This window comes from Pseudarthrobacter sp. NPDC058196, from assembly GCF_042882685.1.
Classification (GTDB): domain Bacteria; phylum Actinomycetota; class Actinomycetes; order Actinomycetales; family Micrococcaceae; genus Arthrobacter.
In genome coordinates this window covers 271,063-297,054 of sequence record NZ_JBHVVN010000001.1, presented here as the reverse complement: position 1 = coordinate 297,054, position 25,992 = coordinate 271,063, and the positions used below count along the sequence as shown (strand labels likewise).

The window sequence follows — 25,992 nt, the reverse complement described above, 5'->3', positions numbered from 1 at the left end:
AGCGAATACCCCGGCTAAGACAGCCTTCGTGGGAAACACGAAGGGCATTCGCTCACTTCTGAAATCTGACAGTAATCAGATGTATTTTTCACAAACATGCTTTGTTCATCATCGCTATAGCCGATGCATCACAGTGAGGCGCAGCTCACGGCCCGGAGCCCCGGCACGGTGTGGAAGGCTGTCCGGAACGACGCCCATTTGGGGTGACGCGGTGTATCTGGACGGGATCGAGGCAACGTTTACTCCCAACCAGGAACACTATTAGGCCTCCTTTGTTGCCTCTGTGCCGTTGCGAATCTCCGCCCACGACTTGCTACGTCCTGGAGCATCTGGAAGTACCTATCAAGTCTTCCACCACCCGCTGGGAGCGTTTTGGTCCCAGCGGGAGGTGTAATTCTCAGTAGCACCCTGTATTACGGCCCTGTTCTCAGTCTTCTATCTCATGCAGTCGCCAAGATCCTTACCGGACCTTCGTAAACCTCCCAAGTGCACGATCGCACCTGTACGTAGGAAGTTTGATGCATGATCAGAGCAATGCGGAATAAGTTCCGCACCGGTGTGCTCGTGGCAGTGCTTCAGCGACAGGAGAAGAGCATTGAATGATAAAACCTACGACTACATCATCGTCGGTGGAGGGTCTGCGGGCTGTGTTTTAGCGAATCGATTGTCTGCTGACGAACGAACCCGCGTCCTCGTGCTTGAGGCCGGACACCGTCACTCTCGCTTCGACTACCCAGTACGGGTACCGGCAGCGTTCCTGTTCGTGATGGGCCACCCCTTTTACGATTGGCGTTTCAAATCTGAGCCTGAGCCCATGCTGGCTGGTCGGAGGATAGAGCAGTACCGGGGAAAGATCATGGGAGGCTGCAGCTCGATCAACGGCATGTTCTTCCAGCGGGCAAACCCCCTCAGCTATGAGAAATGGGCTGCCGAATCGGGCAGCGACGAATGGGACTACGCACACGTGCTGCCCTACTTCAAGCGACTTGAGAGGTTCACAGGTTCGGACCCCGATCAAAAGTATCGAGGCTACAACGGCCCAATACCCGTTCACCAGCACAATGTGAAGAACCCACTGTTCAACTCCCTTTTCGGTGCTGCCAAGGAAGCCGGCTACGAGATCCTCGATAACGTCAACGGCTACCGGCAAGAAGGGTTCGCACCCTTCGACTCCAACATTGAGAACGGTGAGCGTTACGACGCTGCGCGAACATACTACGCGCCGGTCCGGGACCGGAAAAATCTCGACGTCATCACAGGAGCCCAAGCAACCCGCATCATCTTCGACGGCAACAGGGCGGTCGGTGTGGAATACGGTTCTCGGAGGGGCGGGCGGAATGAAGTCAGAGGAGCAGAGGTCATTCTCTGCGGGGGCGCATTCAATTCGCCCCAACTGCTGCAGCTCTCCGGAGTAGGCAACGCAGATGAACTGACGAAGCTCGGGATCGACGTAGTGGAAAATCTCCCAGGCGTGGGTGAGAACCTGCAGGACCACCTTGAAGCATTCGTCATGTACTCATGCACACAACCTGTGTCCAATGCCGGGATCCTGCGGAAACGTACATACCCCAGCACCGGGCTGCAATGGCTCACCGGACGCAGGGGCCCCGCATCGACAAATCACTTCGAAGCAGGAGGATTCATACGTTCGCAGCCAGGTGACCCTATGCCCAACCTCATGCTCACCATGCTGTCCCTGGGGGTAAGGAACGATGGTACGCCCGCCCCCACGCCTCACGCCTATCAGATCAACCTTGGGCCCCAGCAGCCAGAATCAAAGGGGCATGTCAAGCTTCGATCGAGCGATCCCTTCCAAGATCCTGTACTTACATTCAACTACCTTTCAACTGAACGGGATCGACAGGATTGGATCGATGGAGTTCGCCTTACACGGGAGCTTATGAACCAACCGGCGTTTGCACCCTTCAATGGTGGCGAACTCTCCCCGGGGCCCGCCGTAAAGACGGACAAGGAGATTCTCGACTGGGTGGCTAAGGATGCCGAAACAACGTACCACCCCTGCGGGACCGCCAAGATGGGCACGGACGAGGAGTCAGTAGTAGACCCTACAACGCTGCGAGTGCACGGCACTGAGGGCCTGCGCGTTGTCGATGCATCCGTGATGCCATCAATTCCGAACGCCAACCTGTATGCCCCCGTGATGATGATCGCCGAGAAGGCAGCCGACCTTATCCTGGGAAAGGAAACGCAGGCTCCTGAGCAGGTTGACTTCTATCGAGCAGCCAAGGTGTCCTAGAACGACGCGCCGCCGCCCAGGAAATCGGATAGCCCTGTTGCATCGTCCGCGACACGGTGAATGGAGGTGCCTGAGTCAATCGACCTCAAGGCCTAGCCTCGGACACAGGCTGCCTGTAGCGGAGTGCATGCCGATATAAAGAAAAAACAACAGCATATGACCGTGAAGCCGGTGTCTTTTTCCTATGGGGATCAAGGCACCGGCTTCACCCATCCCTGTCTTCCTGACATTATGCGACGACCTGCAAATCACGAGGGTCCCCTAGCCGACAGCATATCCATGTTCCATCCCGGCGCTCGATGACACCGATATCAGTCGTGACAGGGATACCCCTTGTGGCATCGGCAGACAAGATGGAGTCGGCGTTGTAAGTTCATGAATGGAAGTCCGATCCTTTCGTTAGTTTCACAGTTCTTCTGGGGTGCAGATTGCCAGAAGATGGTCTTGCCAATTAATCCGGGTGGGATGCTAGCTGTGGTCCTCGAGAGCGTTGCCGAGCCCGAACAACATGATGTGAGGAGTCTTCCTTGACGACGACCGTAGTTCAAAAGAATCAAGGTGGTCTTGCTGCAACCCTTGCGGCGGGACCCGATGACCAGAATGTCTCCGAGGTGATCAACCCGGCGACAGGGCAGATCTCTGCCCGTTACCGCCGCGCCACCCGTGAGGACGTTCATTCGGCCGTTAAACGGGCTGAAGCTGCATTCAAGATATGGGGCGCCACTCCCCCGGTTGAACGCGCTGAGGCGCTGCTCAAGATTGCTGACGCCATCGAGGAAGAGGCCGAAGAGTTCGCGCGGCTTGAGAGCGAGGACGTGGGCAAGCCCATTACCCATGCACGCGGCGACATGCCGTGGATGTGGGATGTAATGCGCTTCTTCGCCGGAGCTGCTCGAGTTTCTTCGGTGCCCGCCGCCGGTGAATACGCGAATGGGAGCACGTCCTGGGTTCGTCGCGAGCCGCTGGGGGTTGTCGGGCTGATCACGCCCTGGAACTATCCTCTCTTGATGGCGATTTGGAAGATAGCCCCGGCTCTTGCCGCTGGGAATACCGTTCTGCTGAAGCCGGCCTCGTTGACGCCGGCGACGACGATCAAGTTGGTCGAGGTCGCCAACCGTTTCCTGCCCGAAGGGGTTCTCAACCTCATTATTGGGGACCGGGAGAGTGGGACGGCCATGGTGGAGCATCCAAGCATTCGGAAGATTTCGCTCACCGGAGCGACGTCTACCGGTAAGTTTGTTGCCGCGACTGCCTCGAAGACACTGAAACGGCTCGGTCTGGAGCTCGGCGGCAAGGCACCTGTACTGGTCTTCGCGGATAGTCCCATCCGGGAGACTGCACGGGACCTTGTAGAGTTCGGGTTCTCGAACAGTGGCCAGTCTTGTACTGGACCCCACCGGATCATCGTTGAGGATTCGATCTACGACGAATTCGTCGAGGCCTATTGCGCCGAGGTGAAATCGTTGGTCGTCGGTGATCCCGCGGACCCTGCAACAGGGATGGGGCCTCTGATTTCGGAGCACCACATGAATAAGGTCCTCGGTTTCATTGAACGTGCACGGGAGGCAGGCGCGAAAATTCTCGTCGGCGGAAACCGGATCGAGCGGCCAGGTTGGTTCGTTGAACCCACCGTCGTGACAGAGGTGAAGCAAACGGACGAAATTGTTCAGGACGAAGTCTTCGGACCCGTCGTGACCATCCAATCTGCAAAAGATGACGACGAGATGCTCCAGCTCGCGAACGATGTCAATTTTGGATTGTCAGCGAGTGTATGGACCACAAATTTGAGTCGGACATTGCGTTTTTCACGGGAACTACAGTTCGGCACAGTCTGGGTCAACCAGCACGAGTACAACGCCTCCGAGATGCCCTTCGGCGGCTTCGGAGAGTCCGGCATGGGGTACGAACTCACCGCTCACGGAATAGACGAGTATTCCCAGGTAAAGCATGTAATGGTCAAGCCTGACCTGAACGCATAAAGGGCGAACAGGACTGTTGGGGACCTGCCTTCCCTTGGCGGGTCCCCATTGCCATGCTTGGAAGCCACAAACGCAGCTCGTCCGCTGACCCGAAGAGGTAGCAGCCCTGGATATCCTGCCGAAATGGGCGGACTGTAGTGTCAGGATCTGCCATCCAGGAGATTCACCATCGACCGTGTTTTCTCGCCTGTACCAAGGAGCGGTGGCTGCTGCCCGGGTCTTGGTTGTCCGCACCTTCAGCACCGACAAGTCGCGGTTCGAATTCGACACACGTTTAGCCCCGTGAGGATGGCGCGGGGCGACATTCAGTTGCCACATGCAGGTTCGAAAGATTTGGATAGTCATTCCGAGCAGGCGTCAAAGCGCCTCGCTGAAATACTCGATCATCGCAGCGCTTCTCAAGGCGCAAGATAGGGCCGCCCAAGACGAAACTACCCACTAATGCCTGGCAGCACCGTACGTGTAGCCCTTAGACCCCGGGGTCTCCAGCTGCTCTCTGCGCTGGAGGGCCCGGCTTCACCGGCGAATAGCCAGTCATCAGAAGCACTGCAGCCGCGACTTGGAATCTATCCTCGTTAGGGGTGAAGTTTGGGTAATTATCCAATGTCGGCAAGTCAAAATCGACCCTACAGTTCGATGTCATGACGAACATGTTTTCGGAGCTGCATTGCCCGCACGGCTTGCCCTCACTCCGGTGCTGCTCGAGTCAAAGCCGGCTGGCAAATCCCACCAGACAGGTACTCAACGGAAAAGGACTAAAAGATGACACCCCCAACGGACAGTCGCCTGACGTCGGCAAACCGATTCCTTGAGGACCTCGACGTCGGTGACTCGTGGCTCTCGCAAGGACGCACTATAACCGAGACCGATGTGGTAGCGTTCGGGACCTGGTCAGGTGACATGCACCCATTGCATTCCAATGAGGAGTATGCGAGGCGCACCCAATTCGGCGGACGCATCTTCCACGGCCCCGGAGCACTGGCGATCGCCTTCGGGCTGGAAATGGGAATCGGCTGGAAAGAGCATTCCGCCATAGCATTCCTGGGCATCCAGGACTGGAAACTCATGGCGCCTGTGAGGATAGGGGACACAATTTCGGTACGGGAAGAGGTAGCGGAGGTCAGGCCCTCCGCAACCAAGACCGATCGCGGAATCGTAAAAACCAAAGTTGAGATAGTCAACCAACACGGCGAAGTCTGTCAGGCAGGCCACTGGGTTGTTCTTTTGTACCGGTCCGCGGTACATACCCCCTGACGACCCACCCAGGCCCGCCTCGCAGTTACATGTCAGCAGCGCCTGAGCGGACTGAACCGATGCGATTAGCGCCATCACCCGTACAAAAGGAGGCGACGGTGGAGCATATAAGCACGCCAAAAGAGGATGCGTTCAAAAATCCTGAGCCACGGCTCGCTGTCAGCGTCGTCCTGCTTCGGGACTCGCAAAACGGGCTTGAGGTGTTTGTTCAGCATCGTGCTTCGACAATGGACTTTGCCGCTGGTGTGGTCGCTTTCCCCGGAGGGCGAGTTGACGCTGTCGACTCCTCGTATGGGCAATTGAGCGTCGACCTGGTGGAAGCACATGCTGCGGCTTGGGAGCGTACCGAGGCCTCCTCTGAAGCCGCCGAGGCGTGCCATAACGCTGGCCGTCTCATTGCTGCAGCCGTGCGCGAGGTGGCAGAAGAATGCGGCATCTCCGTGGAACCCGTTGCCCTGACGCCTTGGGCAAACTGGATAACCCCAAACGGCATGCCGAAACGTTTTGATACATACTTCTTTGTGTGCGCGTTGGCGCCCGGCGTTGAGCCACGGCATGTAACAACCGAGGCATCGCATTCGTATTGGGTGTCCGTTCGCCAACTCCTAGAACAGGAAGCCGCCGGCCTGCATAGGCTCCTGCCCCCGACGCTGACGATCCTGGATGAGCTCCTTGAATCTGGTGGAGCAGAGCACATCCACCAAAAGCGTCGAACGATTGAAGCTGTGCAGCTTCGTCCTGACGGGATTGAACAGTTCTATCGCTTGCGCACGGTTTTTCGACCAGCGCCGGATCCTGAGGCCTAGGCCAGACAAAATCACTGCCGAGCCGCAACGTTGCAGCATGGCAGAGTCTTTCAATGCCTCTTATTTAACTTCATCGACAGTCGGGCATAAAGACTCGTGCTGCCCTGCGGGGCCCATAGAACTCAAAGCGTCGTCATGCGGTTGCGACCGGGAGATGCTTTTGGTGCGTTGTGGAGCCTCTTGTCGAAGGGGAGTACCGCCAGCCAGCGTCCTGCTCGATGGGCTGCGGTATCCACCGGGCCACTTGACGACCGCGGCTTGGATGACCGTACCCTGCTTTGCGTAAGCGGTCATATGGAACTCCAGGCTGGTCCAGGTGAGTTCCAGTGACACGAGGCCACCACGGCTTTGACCCTCTTATCGTCAGGCCTGTATGGCGGATGTACAGTCCGGCGGCATATGAATGAAACAAGTTGTCTTCTGCGGCTTGTGGGTAATACGAAAAGATCGGCGTAAGGTGGATTTCCCACCAATGTAGCCGATCAAGTAGGCGTCCTAGTCTTCCTACATGCATCAGTTAAATTCAGCTGCTTTCTCAGAAGCCAATGCACCTAGCACACCTTCCGCCGATCCTTCACAGCAGGTGGATGCGCCGAGATATTGGTCCACTTCGGTGAGCCGGGTAACGGATTCAAAGGTCTACATCCGTGGGTATGATCTTGAAGAAATGATCGGCAATGTCCCGTTCGCGGCCTCGACGTTCTTGTTGCTGCAGGGCCGACTTCCTACACCAGCTGAAGCGGATCTGCTTGACGCGGTTCTATCGGCCATCATGGACTACTCCCTGCAAAAGTCAGGAACTGTTGCAGCCCGCTACGTCGCCTCTGCCAATCCCAACATGGCAGCTGCACTGGCCACCGGAATCCTTGGCGTTGGGAAGAACACCATGGACCCAGCGGACACGGCCCGGTTCTGCATTGATATGTATTCGCGCCTGCAGACCAGCAACAAGACCTCCGACGCTCTGGCCGTTGAGATTGTCGAGGAACTACGGGCAAGGAAGCAGCGGATTCCAGGTCTGGGCCATCCCGTTTTCCGGTACGTTGACCCTCGGGCGCAGAAGCTGCGCCAGCGCGCCGTTGACGCAGGCATCTGGGGACCCAGGGCCGAGTTCTTCGAGGAAATTTTCCGCGCATTCACCAGCCTTCCCGGCAAACAGTCGATTGTACTGAACGACATTGGGATGATGGCACTGGTGCTTGTCGAGATGGGGTTTTCGCCGGAAGAAACTACTGGTCTCGCGATCCTGTCAACACTTCCAGGCGTTATCGCCCATGTCTCCGAGGAATTGGGACAAAAGCGGCCTATCCGCACGGTCCCTGAGGGTACGGCCGAATATGACCTAACAGCAAAGGACTTCAACAACGGCTGGAGTAAGGCTGGATGGAGGGAAGAGTAGCAACCCCTGTGTGAGCTGGCCTATCAGCTGGCTTTCTGTTTCTCAGTTCAAGCTCTCCACCATCAGGCCAGAAGAGAGACTCCCGGCCTTGAACCAAGCCTGGCCTGATGGTGCGGTCCGCGCGATACCAAAGCCCTGGGACGTGAATATGTCGAACCAAGTGACATTAGCCTCCTACTTTCGCTCCCTTGCTCCGAAAGGATTCAGTCTTGACCAGTTCAGTTCTTATCATTGGCGGTGGCCTCATCGGTACATCCAGCGCATACTTTTCCGCACGACTAGGCTTGAACGTCACCTTGCTCGAACAGAAAACAATGGGTTTTGGCGCCTCCAGCCGCAACGCAGGATTCGTTTGGCTCCATTGCCGCAACCCTGGTTGGGCACTCGACATCTCGAAGAAGGGCCGTGCACTCTACGATGAACTCCGTAACGACCTGCCTATTCCCTTCGAATTCCGGGCTGAAGGCGGTCTGATCTATTTCCACGACGAACGCCAGGCACCCATTTTCAAGGAGTTCGTTGCTGCACGACAGGCCGACGGCCTCGATATGTCGCTGCTGGAGACCAAAGAGGTTCGGGACCTGGTCGGGCCGATCCGTGAAGACGTTGTCGGCGCCAGCTATTGCGCCGAGGACGCCCAGATCAATACAGCCACAGTGGTGGCGGCCTTGGCCGCAGGAGCACGGGCCGAAGGGGCAGACCTCCGCGAAGGAGTAACGGTTTCCAAACTCATCTTCTCCGGAGGACGTGTCATCGGCGTGGAAACGAATGAGGGAAACCTTTTCGCAGACAAGGTAGTCGTTGCATCGGGAGCATGGACCGAAAAGTTGATGCGGGCGAGCAACCTGGTAGTCCCAATCGGGCGCGAACGCCTCCAGGTTATGGCTACCAAACCCCTGCCCATGCAGATCAAGCCGGTCGTCTACGGTCCCACCGCAGCAAAATCATACGGGCTCTTCCGCAATCTACCGAGCTGGGACGATGAGCTTTTCCGCAGCAGGATCGAAGAAGAGTCTGGCTATGAAATGCTCACCCTCGCCGCACAACGGGCGAATGGGGAAATCCTGATTGGTTGTCCGATGGACTACCCTTCGGAAGTAGATCTATTCCCGACACTTGACGGGCTGAAAGCAATCGCCGATGACATTATCGGAGATTTCCCAGGTCTAAGGAAGGTGGGCATAGACCGAGTATGGGCAGGCGTCCTGCCGTTTACTTCAGATCTGGTCCCGGTGGTTGATGAGATCACGCCCGGCCTCATCATGGCGGCCGGGCATGTGTTCGGCAATTCCTCAGGGCCAATGACCGGAAAACTCATCAGCCAACTCCTCACGGAAACTGAACCTGAGATTGACCTGACGGAGGTTCGCTGGAACCGCCAGCTTGATCCCGTAATTCCTGGGGCAACCGTCCACTGGTAACCTGAACGCCCGGCAGGAGCAGGCGGCACGCCACATGCCGCCACTCCGGTCGGAGTATTTCCCGGCAAGGGACGAAATGGGGGCCAGGCGTTAATTCCGTACACCGCTTCTCAACGACACTGGAAGGCGTGGCCGAGACCCCTGTGCTGAACTAACACTTCAAGTCCTGCGGGTGCATCCCGGAGCAGAAACGACGCTAACGGGAAGACATGGGTCTACTAACGCTTCTGGCTGTGCCGCAGGCACGCCTGGCACTTGTCTCTCTCCTGGCAGATTGACGGCATGGATCTCACGGTCTCAGCACAACTCTGCCTTGCACGGCCCCGGACTCGAGGAGTTCGTGGGCGGCTGAAGCTGACTGAAGAGGCAAGATCTCCTGTATTTCGGCACGAACAAGATTGCGTTGTAGGAACTGTAGGCAATCTTCGAGCTCAGCACGGCTGCACGCCTTGGAACCCACAAGTCGTATCTCTCGTTGGATTAGGGCTCCCGGCAAGATGGCGACTGTCTTGTTTTCTAAGTTCCCCACGACGGCGACGCTGCCACCACGTCGGACCGACCGGAGACTACTGTCCAGGGTCGCGTAAGCAGTCATGTCAAGGACGATGTCCGGTTGGAGGTTTCGTTGTCGTACTTCCTTGTCGAACACTCCTCCCTCAGCAACGACAACCTCGTCGGCATATAGCCGCAGCTTATCAACTTTTCGCGCACTGGAAGTAACCCCTACAACCTCGGCCCCCATGCTTCGGGCCAACTGAAGAGCATGTATTCCGATGCCCCCGCTGGCCCCTGTAACCAGCACGCGCTGGCCTGGCTTTACACCTGCGAGCATCAGCGCGTGATATCCCGTGCCAATGGCACACGCAGCAATGGCGGCAGCATCGAAGGAAACTCCATCGGGAATTTGCGCAAGGCTGAGTTCATCGATGACGCAGTATTCGGCGTAGCCTCCGTCCAGGCCTTCTCCGTACAGGGCCCCCTGCGTGCAGAGAACTTCCCGTCCACCCAGGCACTGCCGGCAAGTATGGCAGGACATGCGCTGTGTGGAGGCAACCCGGTCTCCAAGCCGGAGTTCCGATAAGCCCGGACCAGTGCCGGCAACAGTGCCGGCTATTTCATGTCCTATCACCGGCCCCAGGACGCGATCGACCCTGCCGCTTCTTCTCATGATGTCCTGGCCGCAAACACCGCAGGCTTCTACTTTTACGAGGACTTGGCCCCGCCCTGGGACCGGGACATCTCGAGTACGTATCTGGAGTACGTCACTGGCACCAAATGCTTCGAGAGGGAAGGCAAGCATAGTCTCCGGGATCACTTGACTCCCACTGTTAAGCGTGGCCATAGCTTGTGCCGCTGCATGCGTCCGCCAGTACTTCCGCGACTGTTCCGTCATTTCCGCTTCCGATGGGAGTCTCCGAACTGATGAGTGTCTGAAAAGGCTGATGGGGTACAGAGTGCTCAAGGACTTGGGCCGGACGTCCTGCCCAGGACAACAGAACAGTAGGTCCGCATTGGCGTTGCCGACATTGGAGATTCAACGAGATTCCGCTTCCCAGGTTGAAGATTCCGATAGGCATCTCCCCCGGGTCTCCGTGGGCCGCTGAACATGGTGGTTCCGGGCCCTCCAACTTGAAATAGCAGCTGGAGGACCCGGGTACTTGAAGCCACAGATGATTGCGATTACTGGACCAGTTCGGAGCTGCCGGACCTATTGCTGTTCACGGGCAAGTCTCGGATCGATGATCTCAGCGAGATGGAGTGATGCCTGGTCCGTATGGTTTTCCAGAATTTGCCGGACCTGCATGTGGCAACTGAATCCGTCCGTCAGGATGGGCGTCCCGTCCAGCGTTTCCCGTAGTGCAGGCGCCAGCGACTGCTCAGCAACTGCCATACTGACGTCAAAGTGCTGGTGTTCGAAGCCGAAGTTCCCAGCAACACCGCAGCAGCCGGTGGCCTGAGTGATAGTTGCTACTCCTAAAGCAGCCAGCGCAGAGGTTTGTGACGCTGATCCAAAAGTGGCGTATTCGTGACAATGAGTCTGGACGGTGACAGCCAAGGGCACGGTTTGGGGGCGCCAGCCTGCGCTTGCTTGTTCCAGGACCGCGCCTGCGAAGTTCTGAATACGACTTGCGACGCGGCGCGCAGATTCGGTAGGCACGAGCTCCGGCAGGTCTTTTCTCAGTGCTGCTGCACAGCTGGGCTCGATGACGACAATTGGGCGATCTGTCCCGTCATCGAGGGCGGCGGCGGTCTTTGCAAGGAGCTTCCGGGCTGTATCCAATTGTCCTGTTGAGATCCAGGTCAAACCGCAGCATTGGTCGGCGCTGCACTCAACAGATTTCTGGGCGTCTTCCAGGACCCGTTTCGCTGCACCCGCGACTGCCGGCCGGAATCCGCGAGTGAAACTGTCCACGAATAGCACAGTGTCGGCCTCAGCCGGCCTGCTGTCCCCCAGTTCTCTTTGCAGCTGTCTCCGCGATGCGAAGTCAGGCATCTTGCGTTTCGGTGTGATTCCTGCGGCACGGGCTATTACCCCAGCAAGAGGGCTGTGAAGGGTCATGTTGATCAATGGGGCTATGTGGCCGGTGACCTTCAGCCACGTTGGCAGCCAACCCAGACTGTAATGCGACAAAGGACGCAGGCGCCTCTGGTAGAAGTGGTGGAAGAACTCGGATTTATACGAAGCCATGTCGACTCCTGCAGGACAGTCACTTGAACATGCCTTGCAGGAAAGGCAAAGGTCCAGGGACTCTCGAACGTCTTTCGATTTCCACCCCTCCTGCGCCGTTCTAGACCCCACGACCATTTCTTGCAAGACCCGTGCACGGGCCCTGGTTGAGTCTTTTTCGTCCCGAGTGGCCCGGTAGCTTGGACACATTACTCCCGCTCCAGCCGTGGTACGACATCGTCCAACACCGATGCAGGATTGAACGGCGTCCGGAAAGCCTTCTCTGCCTTCCGTCGTCGGCTCGAGGGCAAAGGAAGTCCGGAAACCGCGTGCAGGGGGGCCAGCGAGGGCAAGGTCTGCCATGACCGGGACTGGCTTGGTGATGATTCCAGGGTTTAGAAGTTCCTGTGGATCCCAGATGGCCTTGTAGTGAGCGAAGGCCGTGATGGCTGCGGGGCTATACATAATCGGAAGGAGTTCAGAACGGGCCCTGCCATCCCCATGCTCGCCGGAAAGCGATCCGCCGTGGCGGCTAACGAGAGCAGCCGCCTCCTGGAGGAAGCGTTGCATGATCTCACGCCCCGACTCGCTTCGTGGGTCAAAGGTTACTCGTACATGAGTGCAGCCAGCGCCGAAGTGCCCGTACATCACGCCGCGAAGTTGGTGTTTTTCCAGCAGGGCAATGAAGTCCGAAAGATAAGCCGCAAGATTGTCCGGAGAAACGGCGGCGTCCTCCCATCCGGCCCACGACTGCTCGCCGTTCGCCAGCCGTGATGAGAGACCCGCCCCGTCTTCCCTTACACGCCAGAGATTCGCACGTTCGACCGGGTCCGGTACGGCCAATCCTTCCAGGAGGTTTCCGCGCTTGGCCAGGTTTTTCAGAAGAATCTCCGCCTGCCGGCCGACATCTTCTGCATCTTCACCATCCAAGTCCACGTAGAGATATGCCCTGCCTTCAGGCAGCGCCCCAACCGCCGCGTCCCCCCTGCGATGGCGGATGGTCTGGACGATGGCATCGTCGATACCCTCGACTGCTGCGGGATTGAACCGCAGGATCTCGGGTACATCGGATGCGGCGGCAACGACGTCAGGATAACCAAGACACACAAGTAGCGCGGAGGGGGCAACCTTTGCCAATTTAACTGTGGCAGAGACGATGACGGCGCAGGTACCCTCGCTGCCAGCCAGCGCCTTAGCAGTATTAAAGCCATTCTCAGGCAGTAGGTTCGCCAGCTGGTATCCGGAAACTTGCCGGGCAAGTCGACCAAACTCAGTCCTGAAGAGGGCCAGGTTGGAGTCCGCAAGCCGCTTAAGTCCTTCCTGGATGCGTGCCGCCTCGACCACTGATTCCGTATCCAAAGGATCGACTGCCCGGACTCCGCCCGCTTCCGCCGTCACCAAGTGGCCCGATGCCGTTACCAAGTCGACGGCTACGATGTGGTCTGCCGTCCTGCCGTCCCTAACGGAGTGGTTGCCGCAAGCATCGTTGCCTATCGCCCCTGCCACGGTTACCCGGCCCATAGATGAAGGATCAGGAGCAAAGGTGTACATTCCAGCTGTTGCTGCTTGGATTTCCTTTTGGAGGGTCGTGAGGACAATTCCAGGTTCGACCGTGACGGTCTGCGACGCCAAATCCAGTCCCAGCAGGCGGTTCATGTAACGGGAAAAATCCATGACAAGGCCGCTTCCAATGGCGTTCCCCGCCATGCTAGTCCCGCCACCCCGACTCGTCACGGGGCATCCGTGGCGTTGGCAAATTCGAACAATCGACCTGACGTCCGCGCTGGTACGGGGAAAGGCGACCCCCAGTGGCCGGACCCGGTAGTTGGAGGCATCAAATGAGTACTCCGTCCGTCGCCGACTACTGCTGTCCACCTCTATGCCAGCGCCTTTTAGATCACGAACAAGCGCTTCGGTGATGTCTGAGCTCATGTGCTGAAACTTTCCGTAAGGTGGCCTGTCGGGCCTATCTAAGACTGGTGGCGGCTCTGCCCCGTCGACGAGGCGTTACCTTCGCCATCGAATGCTGTTCTGAGATCTTAGGATGGTCTCAGGGGCAGCAGCCGCCATAATTTCTTCGAAAGAAAGAACGGAACTTTGGTCCTTTTCCGAGGGCCCTGTTTTGCTGCCTCAACTCTCCACCTAGATTTAGGGTACAAACCCTGTCGTGCCCTACCGGTACGGGACTGGGCAGATCATCGCGGTGCGTTGAGCCTCTGCGCCACTACCTGTAGCTTCCACGAAGAGAACGGCCCGATGCCGTGAAGTTGCCAGTTTCGCCACAGGATTCATCCCCGTAATTTGGATGGCATGGGAAGCAAAAGCGTATTAATCACAGGGTCCGGATCGGGTATCGGTCGAGGCATTGCCACAGCATTTGTCGAAGCAGGATATGAGGTCTTCGCCAGCGATATCTCCGAGGAACGCCTCGCAGAGACTCGAAACGAGCTCGGTTCTCCGGAGTCACTGCACACAAGGGTTGCAGATGTCAGCGACTACCAGTCGGTATCCGCACTCGTAGACGAGGTCGTGGACAAGACCGGGAAGCTGGACGTCTTCGTCAACAGCGCAGGGGTATTCGACGGATACGCCGACGTGCTTGAAACGACCCCGGAGCTATGGGCCAAGATCATCGGGGTCAACCTGACCGGGGCCTTCTACGGAGCCCGCGCCGCGGCACAGGTAATGACCAAGCAGAACTCCGGTCGCATCATCACTATCGGGTCAGTTGCAGGGCAGCGGGGTGCAGCCGATGGAATCTCGTATGTCGCTTCCAAGGCTGGCCTGGAAGGCCTGACCCGGCGGCTGGCCATTGATGTTGCCCCACACGGCGTCACCGCCAACGTCGTCGCTCCCGGCGTTATCAAAACCAACCTCCGCGCGACGTCGGAGGAAATCCTGGGCGACCTTGTCTCAACCCAGCAACGCGGCATTGGCGTATCGCCCGAAATCATGGACTTCCTCATCCCCGCGAAACGGTCAGGTGAACCATCAGAAGTCGCGAGTGTCGTCCTCTTTCTCGCTTCCGACGCCGCCAGCTATGTCAACGGTCAGACCATTCAGGTCGATGGCGGCTGGAACGCCACCTAAATCGGCCGGGCCGTATGACTGGCTAACAAACAACCAACCAAGGGTCCCAAGTGGGGACAAGATGAAACAGCCGGAGCAAGGCCGAAGCCGAAATCCGGGACGTGAAAGGTGTATCAGTGATCAGGACAGCATTGACCGAGGCCCTCGGTCTCCAGTACCCCATCTGCTCCGCAGGCATGGCCCGGGTGGCGCAGGCCGAGCTTGTAACTGCCGTTAGCAACGCCGGGGGCCTGGGTTGCCTCGGTGGTGTCAGCTTCATGCCGGATAACCTCCGGGCCGAAATCAAGAGGATCGAAGCTGGCACCGACAAACCCTATGCGGTCAACCTGCTGCTTCCGGACTCCCTTACCACTGACGATGAAGCGCAGTGGGCACCGGTGCGCGAGCTGTGGAAGTCACTGTCTGGAGCCGACCAGGAAAAAATGGCCGGCGTGGAAGCTCTCCTGACCCCTGGCGCCGTGGCAGATCAAGTCCAGATTGTCCTGGACGCGGCACCTGCCGCCGTTGTCCTGACCTTCGCCACGCCTGACTGGTTCATCAAGGAATGCAAGGATCGTGGGATAACTGTCTTTTCCCTTGTCGGCTCCGTGGGCAAAGCAAAGGAAGCCAGCGAGGCCGGTGTTGACTTCATCGTCGCCCAGGGAACCGAGGCCGGGGGGCACACTGGCTACGCATCAACCATGACCCTCGTGCCAGCCGTAGCGGATGTTGTAAAACAGCCCGTCTTGGCTGCCGGCGGCATCGCCGACGGGCGAGGACTGGCGGCTTCCCTCGCCTTGGGTGCAGCGGGCGTTTGGGTAGGAACCCGATTTATCGCAAGCCCGGAGGCCTACGGCCATAACAACTTCAAGAACCGCGTCGTTGAAGGCTCTTTCAAGGACAGCACCATCACTTACTCCTACAGCGGTAAGCGTATGCGCGCTTTCGAAAACAAGTGGACGTCGGAATGGACGGCGGCCGATAAGAAGCCCGCAGGCTTCCCCGGCCAGTACGCGGTCGCGGGTACCAGGGTCGAGACCGGGTACCAGGACGGTGACATGGATTTCGGTATGATGCCGGTCGGCCAGACAATGCAGCTGGTTCACGAGATACTTCCCGCCGGCCAGATCGTGGAGAACATGGCCTCGGACGCTGAGAAGATCCTCAAAGGACTCGGGGTCTGACCAACCGCTCGCCGGGCCGAAGGACTGGTAGGCAACCGGTCTTAGCGCCTGACAGCAGTCCTTACGGGGCCTACAGCGTGTTCAACTATCAAATTCAACGTGGAGCGGATATGAACAACTCGTCAACCGAGCAAAAGGGATGTGTATCCGCCTTCGAGAAAGTCGCCGGCCGCAACCCCGGCCAAACGGCGATCATCGATGGCGATAGGACCCTCAGCTATGGGGATATGCAGGCATCCATCGATCGCCGCGCCGGCATTCTGCTCGAAGCCGGGCTCAAGCCCGGTTACCGGGTGGCCCTCATTGCTGAAAGCTCCGCCGACTATCTGGTCACTGCTTTGGCCGTCTGGCGTAGTGGCGGCGTCCTTGTGACCGTCTACCCCTCTTCGGGGCCCGGTGATCTGGAGTACGCCATTGACACGAGTGACCCAGCACTGATCGTTACTTCGGAAAGCGTCGACCGCGCATTGGTCGCTCCAGCAGCACGTAACGTGCCTATTGTCGATATTGCCGACTTTCGCGTTGCCGAGTTACGGCATGACGCGTCGTCCAACCCCGAAGGTCTTCGCGAACCCCTCGCCATGATCTGCTTCTCATCGGGCACCACGAGCAGGCCGAAAGCGATTATGCTCTCAGCAACCACCATCCACAATTGCGCGGATACCTACGGTGAGGTTTGGCACCTCGGCCCCGAAGATACAGCCATCATTTGTCTACCAATGGCCTGGTTGTATGGGCTCGCCAGTACCTCATTGGCCGTCCTGCTACGCGGCGGGACCGTGGTCGTGGTCCGCAGGGCCCGACCGGAGATGATCGCGCCAGCCATCGAGAAACATCGTGCGACGTTCCTGGCTGGGGTCACTGCCACCTTCGGGAAACTGGCACAATTCGCGGAACAGAACAGCACCGGCCATCCTGCCTTCCCTTCACTGCGGCTTTGCATTTCAGGCGGAGAGCCCCGAAATGAAGCCGCGTTCAGCCGCTGGCAGGCACAGACCGGACTGCCCGTCCTGGACGCCTACTGCGCCTCGGAATGCCTACCGCTGGTGACGTATGACCCCATCTCCACCCCAACCCCCAAACCGGGCTCCGCCGGCAAGCTCGTGCCCCGCTCGAAACTGAAGGTTCTCGACGCCGAAGGACAAGAAGTTCCAGCAGGCCAAATTGGGGAAGCCTACTCCTCAGGCCCCGGACTAATGCTCGGATACTGGAGGGACGAGGAGCAAACGCAAGCCGCTATCACCGATGATGGCTGGTACCGCACCAAAGACCTTGTGAGAGTAGACGAGGATGGCTTCGTTTACGTGGTTGGCCGTCTATCCGATGTCATCATCCGCGGCGGCACAAATATCTCTCCTGCAGAAGTCGAGCGAGTTCTTCAGCAACACCCGTCCGTTGCTGAAGCTGCCGTCGTGGGCATCCCGGATGACATCTACGGCCAGCGCGTCGTGGCTGCCATTGTCCCCCAGGGGGGTGCACCCCTTGACCACGTCGAGCTTGAAACGTTTACTGCGGCGCGGCTCTCGTCTTATAAGGTTCCCAGCCAATTCATTACCGTCGATTCACTTCCAGTGAATTTGACGACCGGAAAAGTCAGCAGGCGTGACGTGGCAGCGCTTCTGTCGGAAGAAGCAAGCACAAGCGGCTCATAACGGCAGACTCCACCACCAAAATTTATGCGGCAGCGCTCCTAGACATGCTGCCAGACCAGACGAGTTAGGACAGGACGAAATGAATCTCGACAAGGCCGGAGTTGTAGTCGTAGGCGGCGGGATAGTAGGCGTAACAACCGCCTATTTCTTGGCGAGTAAGGGCCACAAGGTTGTGCTCCTCGAGCAGCGGGAACTTGGCCACGGAGCTTCTGGGCGAAACCTGGGATTCCTGCACATGCAAAATCGTCACGGCGACTACGCGGTGAGGCTGACGCGCGCCGGCAGAGCCCTTTACGATGACTTCGCGGACATCCTCGGGCCAACCTTTGAATACAGAAGCAACGGCGCGATGACGTTTTTCTACACGGACGACCAGCGGCGGGTCTACAAGGAATTCGTTGAAGCGCGCATTGCTGACGGGTTCAAGGCCGAGCTGCTCGACGACCAAGCCGCTCACGAAGCTGCCCCCATCCTGCCCCCCGACGTCATTGGAGCTACCTTCAGCCCTGAGGACGGTCAGATTCGAACGCCAAAGTTTGTTCGTGCACTGGCGCAGGAGTGCCGCCGGCTTGGAGTTCGCATCCACGAAAACACCCCCGTCCTTGGGCTGCTGCGGCGTAATTCGAAAGTCGTAGGTGTGAGGACAGTCGCGGGCGATGTCTCTGCGGACAAAGTTGTTTGGGCCGGGGGCATTTGGTCAACGATGCTTGAAGCGGAAGGCGTCAGCGTACCGATAAAGCCACACAGGCTGGGGGCTGTGTTGCTCGCGCCCGTTGAAGAGAAACTCGACAAGATCCTCAATGGTCCGCTGGCGGCAAAACAGTATGCCCATATCCGCAACCTTCCCAGCTATAAGGACGAGTATTTCACCTCGCCTTCCGAGGATCAGACCCACGGTCTTGAACATATGGAGTGCGTGGCCAAGACGGAAGACGGCAATTTGTTCATAGGTTGCCCAATGGACTACCCGGAACAGCTTGATGACCGGATGCCTGCTGCTGGTCTCAAGCTAGCAATCGACTCATTGCTTCGCACGTTCCCCAATTACAGGACTCTCGGAATCGAGAGCGCATGGGCTGGGCTGGTACCAGCAACGGCTGATTCCCTCCCGATCGTTGATGAAGTGGAGGAGCTTCCTGGGCTGGTCCTCGCCACGGGCCATGTTTATGGCAATCTCGCCGGCCCGATCACAGGGCGCCTTGTGGCTGAGCTACTTTCGGGCGAACAGACCACCCTGTCCCTCGACGAGCTGTCACTCTATCGACCGTCCCTCGCCGCCCCGGTCGACGGGGTCATCAGGTACTGAGCCTGCCAGTTCAAATGCACAGCATCCAACAAATACACTAGAAGTGGGGAAGACTTTGACTGCCAACCTCCTGGGCACGGCCAACACATCGGCCGTGCGGTATCTCGACGACCTTGACCTCGGTCATAAATGGACCTCTGCCGGTCGCACCGTCACCGAATACGACGTCGTGACTTTCGGCACGTGGTCGGGCGACATGCATCCGTTGCATACAAATGAGGAGTATGCCAAAACCACTGAATTCGGGACCCGGCTTTTCCACGGCCCTGGGGCGCTGTCCCTAGCATTTGGGCTCGAGATGGCTTTGGGATGGAAGAACGGGTCCGCTATCGCGTTCCTGGGGATCGACAATTGGAGAATGTCCGCCCCGATACGCATTGGTGACACTATCACCGTTGATGAAGTGGTCACTAACATCCGCCCCTCAAGCACCAAGCCGGACCGCGGCGTGGTAACGACCCGGGTCCGAATTCTTAATCAGAACGGAGCTGTCTGCCAGGAAGGAGACTGGGTCGTCCTCCTTTCCCGGCGGCCAATGTAGAGGGCCTAAGTCGGTCTAAGCACCTACCTCGTCAAACTTATCCCAAAGAAAGCTGATTGCTGTGCCACTCCAACTACCAGAAGGTAAACGGCTCGCCGTTTCGCTAAGTCCGGATTTTGACGCCCAAAGTGTCTGGTTGGGAACGTTTCGCACTACCTCTCAAACCCAGCTGTCACGTGGTGAATTCGGTGCTGTCGTTGGCGCTCCACGGCTATTAGAGGTGTTCCGCCGATACGGGATTACAACGACGTGGTGTGTACCTACACACACGATGCAAACATTTCCCGACTCTGTAGCGGCGGTCGTAGATTCTGGACATGAAATCGGCGCTCACGGTGTTTACCACGAGTACGTGCCTAAATTGGAGCGGGACGAGGAGCGGCGCCTGTTGGAACTGCAAATCGAGCAGCACGAAGGGTTTATTGGAAAGCGTCCGCGAGGCTATCGCTCCCCCGCCCTAGATGTCACCGACAATACGCTTGAGCTCCTGGAAGAGTTCGGCTTTGATTGGGATTCATCTTTGATGGGTCGGGATTTTGAACCGTACCGGCCCCGAATGGTCGTGGATGTCAGCCTAGAAAAAGGTAACCGGTTCGGACGGGAAAGCAACGTCCTCGAGTTTCCGGTTTCTTGGATTCTTGACGACTTCCCCGAGTTGGAGTCCTTCAAGGGCAGCCCACTGATGCAAAGCAATGAGGCGGTGCTCGCGCGTTGGATCGACAGCTTCAACTTCGCATATGAACGTTGCCCGGGCGGTGCGATGACGTGGACTCTGCACCCGCAGACGATCGGAAGGGCGCACAACCTCCTAATGCTTGAAAAATTTCTCGACCACATTACTGCATTCGATGGCGTTTGGTTTCCGACTCTCTCCGAGCTCTTTGACAGCTGGAATGACGATAACCGGGGGCAGGCCAACCAGGATGCGGCCCCGTTGACGCAATTCGTCCGTCATTCCCCCCTCCATCACGAAAGGACCACCCCATGATCAGAATGCTCCTGATCGGCCCCCCGGGGGCCGGAAAAGGTACTCAGGCTAGCCGCGTCAGCGAAGAGTTCGGAATCCTCGCCATTTCGACTGGAGACATCTTTCGGCAAAACGTGAAGAACCGAACTCCCTTGGGTCAAGCCGCGGAGTCTTACATTAATGCAGGGCAGTTCGTCCCGGATCAAATCACGAACAACATGGTGCGGGATCGTCTGGAACAGTCGGACGCGCGGGACGGTTTCTTGCTGGACGGGTACCCCCGCACCGCAGCGCAGGTAGCCTTCCTCGATGAGATCCTGGCTGATATGGGGCACCGACTTGATGTAGTACTGCAACTCGTCGTTGACCCGGAGGAATTGATTCACCGACTGCTCAAGCGGGCCGTCAGCGAAAACCGCACTGACGATACGGCCGAAGTTATCCGGGAGCGAATGGCGCTCTATTTCGAACAAACAACCTCCGTGACCACGCTGTACGACGAACGCGGCCTCCTCACCAGCGTCGAAGGCGTCGGCGACGTCTCGGATGTTGCCCAGCGGGTTTCAAATGCCCTGGATGTGAAATTAGGGGCGTCTTTGCCGCTCTAGGTTTGGCCGAAAGTGAACAGCACCAAGACGTTGGCTATAAATCTGGTCGCTCAGGCGAGGGGCCGGTCCTCATGAACTGGTCCCCGAAAGTTGGACTGTCTATGTAAGAGCCTAAGCCGCGAGGGCCTGAGCGCGGTATTGCACCGGGCTCAGGCCCCTTGAGCTTTGTTGAGATGAGCTCTTCTTTCAGGTGTCCGAAGAAGTTCTCCGTAACGGCGTTGTCGTAGCAATTGGCTTTTCGGTACGTCGACTGGCCGACGCCGGTGCTCTCCAGAGTCCGCCAGGTACCGTTCTGGTATTGAAAACCTTGATCCGAATGCACAACTGGACGCTGGCCAGGCTTTAGGCAGCTGAGGGCCTTGCGCAGGGAAGCGTTAGTGAGCTCCAAGTTCGGGGACGGGCTGACGGCGTGGTAGATGATCTGCTGGTAGAAGTGGTCCATGATCGGTGAGAGGTAAAGCTTCCGGTCCCCGACCCTGAACTCCGTCACGTCTGTCACCCACCACCGGTTGGGTCTATCAGCCTCAAACTCTCGATTCAACGCGTTCGGGGCAGCCTTTCCCTGATCACCCTTGTAGGAGCTGTAGCGTTTCCGCCGCCGGACTTTGCAGACGAGCTCCAAGGAGCGCATTAGCTTCAGCACTGTCTTCTTGGCGGTCGCTCATCCTTACTTGACCAGCTCCGCATGGATACGCGTGTTCCCGTACTGGCCATGGTTCTTCTCGAAGATGTCGATGGCCTTGCCCCTAAGGCGCCTCCCGGAGGTCGGGAGCTTGGAGACGGGCCTGATGGTAGAAAAACGTTGACCTGGCAAGACCCGTGACCTGAAGCAGTACCGGGAGCGGAAAGTCAGCCTTGAGAGAGATGAGGGCTTGAACCTTCACCGTCGCTCTGCGCCCTCAAGACCCGCAATTTTCCCAGAAAAGCCACTTCCGCCCGCAAACGCTCGTTCTCCAGGCGCAGTCGTTCCAGTTCCGATAGCTCCACTGGTGGCGAGGCGCCGGTGTCTCTGGGACGGCCTCTTGCCTTCGGACGCAGCGCATCCGGCCCCTCCCGGCGGTATGCCCGAGCCCACGTTTCCATAAGTTTGGGTGATGACAAGCCACTTCTGAAGCGAGATCCTGCGCAGCCTCACCTGCGGCGAAGAGTTCAACAAGACCGAGCCTGATTTAAACGAGTATGCGCGTTTTGTCGGCTTAGCCATCAACGCTCCCCGGCCATGGAGACCCCACCGTCGATAAAGGAGACCAACCGGCGTGCAGGCCACGCCCAGCACGTTGGCCGTCGCCGTGTCGGCAACGCCCTTCTCAAACCACGTTACGACGGCCTCGTGCTGGTCCTCCGATAGCGAACTAGACGAACACATAAGACTGCTCCCCGGGAGTCGGAACTGGATTTCCCAGTCCCGACTCCTGTGGAGCAGTTCATCACGAGGGCCGGCCCCCCTCGCAGTTAAGGGCCCACGAGGCACTTACCGGGCAGGGGGCTTTACTACCCCGCCTCTTTGTGCCGGCGGTCTGGCGTAAGGCAGCACACCCGTAGCCTCGACGTCAGTCGCCTTACGATTTCCCAGCGTTTCACCTGAGGACTTTGGCCGAGCCTGTTGGATGCGACCTAGCTCCAGAGCAGTCAATGCCAGGAAGACTGAAGAAACCGCACCCGGCTCTCTCAAGTTGATCGCAAGAATCTCTTCAGCCTTTGCTAATCGGTAGCGCAATGAATTGTGGTGGATTTCCAGCGAGTCTGCAGCTGCGTTGATATTCTGAGCATGCTCAAAATAGGTCTGTAGCCCTTCTATAAGCAGATCTCGCCCCTCCAGTGGCTTCATAAACTCCTGGGCCCACATGATCATTTTGTCAAAGCCAACATCCGCAAAGAGCCGCGTTGCATAGTTAAAGTCCTCGTAGGCCATGATTTTCGGGCCCCGGGAGCTCCTGCGAAGTGTTCTGACAGCTAGCTGTGCATCTTGGTAAGAATCCAGAATCTCGCCAAGGGCACGCACCTTTCGCCCGATACCAATATGGGCGTTCGGAAGTTTGTTGCCTTCGGCAACCACGATTCTACGCAGGGTTTGAACGCCGCACTGGGCGGTTATGATGACGGCTTTATCCTTCGTGGTCAACAGATACGCGACTGACTGCGATTCCAATGCCATGCCTAATAGCTCGGAAACGTCGTCGATGTGGGGCAACGGCCGTGATGCGACGGAAGAACGAATGGGACGAAAAACCAGCGTTCGCAACTCTTCAGCAAAGGACAGGCCAAATGCGGAGATCCGCCCTGCCAGCTCAGGGTTGTTTGGCTCCCGGCGTAAAGCAAGAGCCTCCTCAAGTACTGCTGTCCGTATAGCCCGCTCCTGCTGCCTGGCAGCAACGGCCATTCGTTGACTGGCTTCCACGAGCGTTGCGGCTACGTGAGTGGCCGACGTTGAGTAGGTGTCAGGAAAGTTTTCCCGCCTAGTCGTCACGACCAGCCAACCAAAGTGAGACTCATCTGGGCCGGGAGCGGAAATTCTCGCCGCCATCCCCCGCCACCCGTCAACGTCCACCATTTGGGAGTCAGCTTCGGTTCGGGCGACCTCGCCGAACAGGAGGGACATCGGGATTGGTCCCGTCGCATGTAGCGTAACGCCGAGCCGATCTACCAGGACTGCCGTGGCGTTGCACACATGCGCTAGTCGGGCCAATAGCGCTGGTATTGGCTCAGGCTCCGTCATGGCCTGACTGAGTGCCCGCTGCAGCGAGGCCAGTCTCCTTGACACTGATTCCTCCGGTACCTGCATTGATCGTGCGATGGAGACGATTACGTCGGCAACGTTCAAACGGGCATCAACGGCGACAATAAGGTGACTTCCAGCAACAGCTTGAACACCCTCCGCCGCGACTGCGGCCGTTGAAGATACAAAGAGCACTCGACCTGGCCCAGTAAGTTGGCCGAGGAACTCCTTCAAATCGGCATAGTTTTCCAGGCGCGGGCAAACCACGACAACGCCGGTATCGTCAGGAAGATCTTCTGGCTTCAGCAGGACCGTAGCGCCGCTAACCTGCCTGGACAGTTGAGAATCATCACCCGTCAGCAACGCGGCGGCCGCACCCAAATCTGCTAGCACCGTTCCCAGCGGCACGGAAGTCGAATCTTTATTCATTGGGAAACTCTCTTGGAACGAGGGCGGAAGGGACGACGCCCTCCTGCCGTCGCTTTCGCCCAGACTAAACGAGGAACGCAGCCCTACCATTGGAGAAATTCTAAGCCCGTTGGCGAAACTTTGGAGGAGTGCCAATTACAGCCCACTCCATAGCCTTCTAACGTCACGTGCAGAACATTAATTGGATCATTGGGAAATCAAACGGAACCTACCGCGGTGAAAGGCTGTAAGCCAAGCAGAACGAGCAGATCGCTCCCGGACTAAGCGGACGAATCCGTGCTTTCGGCCCCGGTGATCTGGAAGACTAAGGAAGGGCTTAAAAAAGCTCTGCCAGCAGGAAGGAACGTGCTATGGGCGCTGACACCCTCGCGACCGGTGACATCGTGGTCGTAGGAGCAGGAATGGTAGGCCTGTGCACGGCTTGGGAGCTGCGCAAAAGGGGCTTCGATGTTGTCGTTGTGGAACAGCGATTCCCCACATATGGCGCATCCGGGAGAAACTCTGGCTCGTTGTGGCTGCAGACTCGCCGTACCGGCACGGAGCTGGCCCTCGCCAAGGCAGGTAAAGAGAAGTATCAGGAATTTTTGGGCGAGCTTGGTGACGTGTTCGACTATCGCAGTCAGGGCGGGCTGTTCTTCTTCGAAACCGACGAACAAGGCAGAGTCCTGGAGGACTATGTTCTAGACCGGCGGGAGGCCGGTTTGGATGTAAATATGATTAGTCGGGACGAGGCGCTGAAACACTCTTCCATCCTTCCAGATAGTGCAGCAGGTGCTGTATTTTGTGCAGACGACGTACAGATCGACGGTGTTCAGTTCGTCAATTCCTTGGCCTCTGCCTGCGTCCGTGCTGGCATCCGAACCTTCGAAAATACGTCAGTACTTTCTACCCTTCGCCAGGGGGAAACAGTCATCGGTGTACGCACGGTCAGAGGCGAAATCCATGCCCCGGGAGTGGTGTGGGCAACCGGTGCTTGGTCTACCAACCTCCGGGCCGAGGGTATAGAGGTTCCCATCGAGACCGCCCGAGTGGGCCAGTTACTGACCCAACCCGTAGACGCACAAGCAAACGCCATCATGCGTGGCCCACGGGGTGTCTACGGCTGTGGGGCACTCACGGACCTTGCTACGTACGATGCTGCAATGTTTGCTCCCCCCGTCGCTTCCACCGTTAGCTATGACGACTCCATCGCCCAGAATCGCGGCGGTGCGATATTCATAGGCAACAGCTTTGACGGTAGGGGCTCGCTCAACCCGCACATCAGCATTAATGCAACAAACGCCATGGTCTCGACGACGTTGGACAGGTATCAAGGGCTCGCCGATTATGGAGTAACCGGCCTATGGGCCGGATTGGGAAGTGAGACCTCCGACCACCTGCCCATTGTTGATCGCGCCGACGGCGCCTACATAAACGTTGGGCACGCCTGGGGAATAGCGAGCGCCCCTATTTGCGGTCAGGTGATGGCCGAGGTCATCGCCGGCGAAACAAGCAGCTTTGCCACCGCACTGAAACTAAACAGGCCTACGCTGGCCGCTGCGACCGGCTCACCGTCCTAATCCGTTCCTTCCTCCGACAGTCACCCTAAAGGGTTGCTCCCTTGGGCTCTGGCCTGCACGATATAGCAGTCCAGGTCCTTCTTGAGCGTCTGAGTACCGGAGGCGCTGGGCATAAGCCGGTCCTGCGAGGTGGACTCTGGCACTTGCTTTGGCATCCAAACCAAAGTCGGGTCGGAC

The 25,992-nt window shown here is 58.0% G+C and carries 18 protein-coding genes; 14 read left to right on the top strand and 4 right to left on the bottom strand.

Annotated elements, in window-relative coordinates; translation table 11 throughout:
• The first annotated feature begins 595 nt into the window (after positions 1-595).
• The 6 genes from ACFVVC_RS01360 (at position 596) to ACFVVC_RS01335 (ending at position 9,116) form a co-directional block, all read left to right on the top strand.
• Positions 596-2,257 (top strand): choline dehydrogenase, encoded by a 1,662-nt coding sequence (locus tag ACFVVC_RS01360; protein WP_387448146.1) that lies wholly within the window; start codon positions 596-598, stop codon positions 2,255-2,257.
• Positions 2,258-2,784: 527 nt separating this feature from the next.
• Complete coding sequence (locus ACFVVC_RS01355; protein WP_387448144.1) at positions 2,785-4,236, top strand: aldehyde dehydrogenase family protein; 1,452 nt, start codon at positions 2,785-2,787, stop codon at positions 4,234-4,236.
• A 762-nt stretch (positions 4,237-4,998) separates the two neighbouring features.
• Positions 4,999-5,490: a MaoC/PaaZ C-terminal domain-containing protein gene (locus tag ACFVVC_RS01350; protein WP_387448142.1), complete on the top strand. Its 492-nt coding sequence runs from the start codon at positions 4,999-5,001 to the stop codon at positions 5,488-5,490.
• Positions 5,491-5,588: 98 nt separating this feature from the next.
• Entirely contained in the window at positions 5,589-6,296 is a 708-nt protein-coding gene (locus ACFVVC_RS01345; protein WP_387448140.1) for an NUDIX domain-containing protein, read from the top strand.
• A gap of 508 nt (positions 6,297-6,804) precedes the next feature.
• Positions 6,805-7,695, top strand: coding sequence for a citryl-CoA lyase (locus ACFVVC_RS01340; protein ID WP_387448138.1), 891 nt, complete (start codon positions 6,805-6,807; stop codon positions 7,693-7,695).
• 209 nt (positions 7,696-7,904) lie between these two features.
• Positions 7,905-9,116: an NAD(P)/FAD-dependent oxidoreductase gene (locus ACFVVC_RS01335; RefSeq protein ID WP_387448136.1), complete on the top strand. Its 1,212-nt coding sequence runs from the start codon at positions 7,905-7,907 to the stop codon at positions 9,114-9,116.
• A 289-nt stretch (positions 9,117-9,405) separates the two neighbouring features.
• Here ACFVVC_RS01335 and ACFVVC_RS01330 read toward each other — a convergent pair whose 3' ends face one another.
• Positions 9,406-10,284, bottom strand: coding sequence for a zinc-binding dehydrogenase (locus ACFVVC_RS01330; RefSeq protein ID WP_387448867.1), 879 nt, complete (start codon positions 10,282-10,284; stop codon positions 9,406-9,408).
• Between the two features lie 540 nt (positions 10,285-10,824).
• Positions 10,825-13,716, bottom strand: coding sequence for an FAD-binding and (Fe-S)-binding domain-containing protein (locus ACFVVC_RS01325; RefSeq protein ID WP_387448134.1), 2,892 nt, complete (start codon positions 13,714-13,716; stop codon positions 10,825-10,827).
• A gap of 378 nt (positions 13,717-14,094) precedes the next feature.
• Here ACFVVC_RS01325 and ACFVVC_RS01320 point away from each other — a divergent pair, with 378 nt between their 5' ends.
• The 7 genes from ACFVVC_RS01320 (at position 14,095) to ACFVVC_RS01290 (ending at position 21,111) form a co-directional block, all read left to right on the top strand.
• Positions 14,095-14,874 (top strand): SDR family NAD(P)-dependent oxidoreductase, encoded by a 780-nt coding sequence (locus ACFVVC_RS01320; RefSeq protein ID WP_387448132.1) that lies wholly within the window; start codon positions 14,095-14,097, stop codon positions 14,872-14,874.
• Between the two features lie 116 nt (positions 14,875-14,990).
• Positions 14,991-16,037 carry an NAD(P)H-dependent flavin oxidoreductase gene (locus ACFVVC_RS01315; RefSeq protein WP_387448130.1) on the top strand — a complete coding sequence of 349 codons (1,047 nt, stop codon included), beginning with the start codon at positions 14,991-14,993 and terminating at the stop codon, positions 16,035-16,037.
• Positions 16,038-16,147: 110 nt separating this feature from the next.
• Positions 16,148-17,689, top strand: coding sequence for a class I adenylate-forming enzyme family protein (locus ACFVVC_RS01310; RefSeq protein ID WP_387448128.1), 1,542 nt, complete (start codon positions 16,148-16,150; stop codon positions 17,687-17,689).
• Between the two features lie 79 nt (positions 17,690-17,768).
• The gene (locus ACFVVC_RS01305) at positions 17,769-18,995 is read left to right on the top strand and encodes an NAD(P)/FAD-dependent oxidoreductase (protein WP_387448126.1); all 1,227 of its coding nucleotides are present in this window, start codon (positions 17,769-17,771) and stop codon (positions 18,993-18,995) included.
• 55 nt (positions 18,996-19,050) lie between these two features.
• Positions 19,051-19,536, top strand: a complete 486-nt coding sequence (locus tag ACFVVC_RS01300) for a MaoC/PaaZ C-terminal domain-containing protein (protein WP_387448125.1) — start codon at positions 19,051-19,053, stop codon at positions 19,534-19,536.
• Between the two features lie 61 nt (positions 19,537-19,597).
• Positions 19,598-20,524, top strand: a complete 927-nt coding sequence (locus ACFVVC_RS01295; protein ID WP_387448123.1) for a polysaccharide deacetylase — start codon at positions 19,598-19,600, stop codon at positions 20,522-20,524.
• Positions 20,521-21,111, top strand: coding sequence for an adenylate kinase (locus tag ACFVVC_RS01290; RefSeq protein WP_387448121.1), 591 nt, complete (start codon positions 20,521-20,523; stop codon positions 21,109-21,111). The genes ACFVVC_RS01295 and ACFVVC_RS01290 overlap by 4 nt, the downstream gene beginning before the upstream one ends.
• A gap of 34 nt (positions 21,112-21,145) precedes the next feature.
• Here the strand turns inward: ACFVVC_RS01290 and ACFVVC_RS01285 are convergent, their stop codons facing one another.
• Positions 21,146-21,754, bottom strand: coding sequence for an IS3 family transposase (locus ACFVVC_RS01285; RefSeq protein WP_387448120.1), 609 nt, complete (start codon positions 21,752-21,754; stop codon positions 21,146-21,148).
• An 828-nt stretch (positions 21,755-22,582) separates the two neighbouring features.
• Entirely contained in the window at positions 22,583-24,256 is a 1,674-nt protein-coding gene (locus ACFVVC_RS01280) for a PucR family transcriptional regulator (protein WP_387448118.1), read from the bottom strand.
• Between the two features lie 350 nt (positions 24,257-24,606).
• On the opposite strand from ACFVVC_RS01280, the gene ACFVVC_RS01275 reads away from it, so the two are divergent.
• Positions 24,607-25,815, top strand: coding sequence for an NAD(P)/FAD-dependent oxidoreductase (locus ACFVVC_RS01275; RefSeq protein ID WP_387448116.1), 1,209 nt, complete (start codon positions 24,607-24,609; stop codon positions 25,813-25,815).
• Positions 25,816-25,992 lie beyond the last annotated feature (177 nt).